Annotated in this window: 2 protein-coding genes; one reads left to right on the top strand and one right to left on the bottom strand. The window is 58.5% G+C overall.

Annotated elements, in window-relative coordinates:
• Nucleotides 1-117: 117 nt before the first annotated feature.
• Nucleotides 118-1,392, bottom strand: a complete 1,275-nt coding sequence (gene ltrA, locus VBE63_RS26745) for a group II intron reverse transcriptase/maturase (protein ID WP_323686042.1) — start codon at nt 1,390-1,392, stop codon at nt 118-120.
• Nucleotides 1,393-2,367: 975 nt separating this feature from the next.
• Between ltrA and VBE63_RS26750 the strand changes: the two genes are divergently transcribed.
• The coding region (locus VBE63_RS26750; protein ID WP_323686043.1) for a tyrosine-type recombinase/integrase at nt 2,368-2,964 on the top strand (597 nt) is incomplete at its 3' end.

Raw genomic sequence — 2,964 nt, forward strand, 5'->3', positions numbered from 1 at the left:
CATCACGGTAGGACGGCCAGTTACCCGGCCGCCCCCGTACAGATCCCGGCGTGCGGAACTACCGCACCGGGCTCCTCGAAGTGATTCGCTTCGCACATGGCAGCATCTTTAGGGTACTCAGAAGCTGTGGCAGATTCGTGGTCGCTCAAGCTTGAACACCTTGATCAGTTCGGCAAAGCCCTTCCAGTTGTAGCTGCGCCGCTGACTGCGGCGATTCATCTCCTGGTAGAGCATGCGAGTGACATGATAGAAGAAGTCACCCAGGCTTTCGTAGTTGCCTCGGATACCGTAGTAATTGTAGTACCCGCGCAGTTTCGTATTGAGGGCCGCGAAGAATTTGTCCTTGTGCATCCGGCAGTGTACGCGACACCAGTCTCGAAAACTCGCCAGGGAGGCGCGGTATTTCTTCCGTGCCGTGCGCCGTTTGAGCGCGGGTTTCCCCCAGCGTCCTCGTCCCCAGCGAAACTCGAATCCGAGAAACTCAAAGGCGCCATTGCGCGTCCAGTCCTGACGCGAGAACCGGAGCAACTGCGTCTTCTCTTGCGCGACTTCCAGCCCGAACCGTTCCATTCTTAACCCAAGCACCCGATAAAAGCGCTGGGCGTCGGATTCACATTCAAACGCGCACACGAAATCGTCGGCATACCGACAGAGGTACGCTTTCCCTTTGCAATGTGTCTTGACCGTGTTCTCAAACCACTCATCTAGCACATAGTGGAGATAGATATTCGCAAGCATCGGTGAGATGATCCCGCCTTGGGGCGAGCCTGTCTCTGGATGCTGTACCGTACCATCCGGCTCCAATACGCCAGCCTTTAACCACTTGCGAATCAGCCGCAGAAAGGGTTTGTCGTCGATCCGTCGCTGCAACATCTCGATCAATTGATCATGATCGATTCGATCAAAGAATGCGCGGATGTCCGCCTCGACTAGGAAGTGATAACGCCCGCTTCGCAGCGCGGCGCTCAGGTCTCGGACTGCATCCAAGGCACCAACCCGAGGCCGGTAACCATAGCTGCAGTCGAGAAAGTCCTGCTCATAGATCTCTTCCAGGATCTTGGTGACCCCCATCTGTAGAACTTTGTCCGCAATCGCCGGTATCCCCAATGGCCTCAACTTCCCGTTGAGCTTGGGGATGTAGCGTCTGAGTACCAGCTTGGCCCGATACCACCCCCCTTTGACCGCCGCCACCAGTCCTTCCACATTGTCCTGAAGGTTGGCTTCATAAGCGCGTGCATCCAGCCGGTCAACACCGCTGGCTGCGCCTTTGTTAATCAGCCACCAACAGGCCAGCAGATAGCTGACGTTGAGCAGACCAAAGAGGTTGCGGAATCGATGGGCCTTGTCCGATGCCGCCTTTTTCGCTATTCCCAACAGGGAGGTTTGCTTCATGGTCCAGCCCGTCGTGTCTGGGTGAAGTGTCCTTTGTTGGCTACATCACTTCGCCGACCCCTTCCCCATGCTCGCGGCTCTCCCGCGCTCGGAGTACGATGAGTCGGTCTGACTCCCCATCCGCTTCCGGCGAACCTCCCTTCTCGGTCAGTTGCGCTTCCCCGGTCGGTCGGCTTTCGGCTTCGGTCTAATTCCGTTTCTGGGTTTCCCCGTCTGTGTCTCAATAACCGCATACCTGCTCTCTCCCACCGGGAGCCAAGGGGGCCTCCCAAGTTCTCGACGCTTCTGTGCTTGCATGCCAGGCGCTCGGACCCCGACAGACCCTCGGGACTCTCGCCGTGAACCAACCTTAGGGCAATGTTTGTTTTCTCTGTTTGCTGCCTGGTTTCCCGGCAGTGCCACATGATCGTGCCCATAGCCGATTCTATCGATTCCTCTGTGTTGGCTTCCAGGACGTTAACACTGTCGCCATCTGTTTTATTGCTTTTAACGAGGCTGAAATCGCTTCAGGGTGGTGCGTACACCCTTCTGGCCTACAAGTTTCTCTATGTACGCTTCACCTCTTTTGTTCACGATCACCCCAGTCTCCCTGACCAGAGTGTCGCTATCCGCCAGAGGCGCAACACGCGATACGGGTGGGTGGCTAGCCCTTACCCGACCGGGACTTTCACCCGGCAAGAAGCGCCAAGCTGCGCTTGGCGCACTAACGAATAAGGTTAGATCGTCCGAGCGAAGCGAGCGACGATCTGAACCGTTTGTTGAACCGTTTGTTGGACGAAGCCGCTACGCGGAGAGAGCCCCAGCGGCGACGTCGCGTTTACACTGTAGCCTCACGCCCTCGTCGACGAGGGGTTGTCTGTTGACTATCACGAGGTTACATCACCATGTCCGACTCCTGCGAGGAGCAGTTTCAGCGCCACTATGAGGCGCATCTTAAGCACCTTCGGCTCAAGGGCCTGCAACCGAAGACCGTCGATGCCTATGCGCGCGGTGTGCGGCGCCGCATTCGATGGCTGTCTCGAGGACCTGTCCGAGCAGCAATTGCTCGACTACTTTAGCGCCCTGCTCGAGAGCCACTCCTGGAGTGCCGTGAAGCTCGACTTGTACGGGCTGAAGTTCTTCTACGCCCATGTGCTGCGCAAGCCCTGGATCAACGTCGACCTCGTCAAGCCGCCCAAAGGCCAGCGCCTGCCCGATATCGTCACCGTCGCGGAGGCCCAGCGTCTGATTCAGGAGACGCGCACGCTCAGCTACCGGGTCTTCTTCTTCACCCTCTACAGCCTGGGGCTTCGCCTCGGCGAGGGGCTGGGTCTGACGGTGGCCGATATCGATGCGGCGCGTCGTCGCGTGCATATCCGCGCGGGCAAGGGTAACAAGGATCGGTTTGTGCCGCTGCCCGATAGGACGCTGGAGCTGCTGCGTCGCTTCTGGCGGGTGCATCGCAACCCGGTGCTGTTGTTTCCCAACCGCCACGGCGGACTTAAGGCCGCCGCCTCGGCGTCGACCCCGCTGGATCGTGGCGGCGTGCAGATGACGCTACGCAAGGTGGTGGAGTCCTGCGGGCTTAAAAAA

It is taken from the genome of Lamprobacter sp. (assembly GCF_034860625.1).
Lineage (GTDB): Bacteria > Pseudomonadota > Gammaproteobacteria > Chromatiales > Chromatiaceae > Lamprobacter.

What these genes read in the sequence shown, in the direction of transcription:
- ltrA (WP_323686042.1), bottom strand. Translation starts at nt 1,392, where the DNA reads ATGAAGCAAACCTCCCTGTTGGGAATAGCGAAAAAGGCGGCATCGGAC.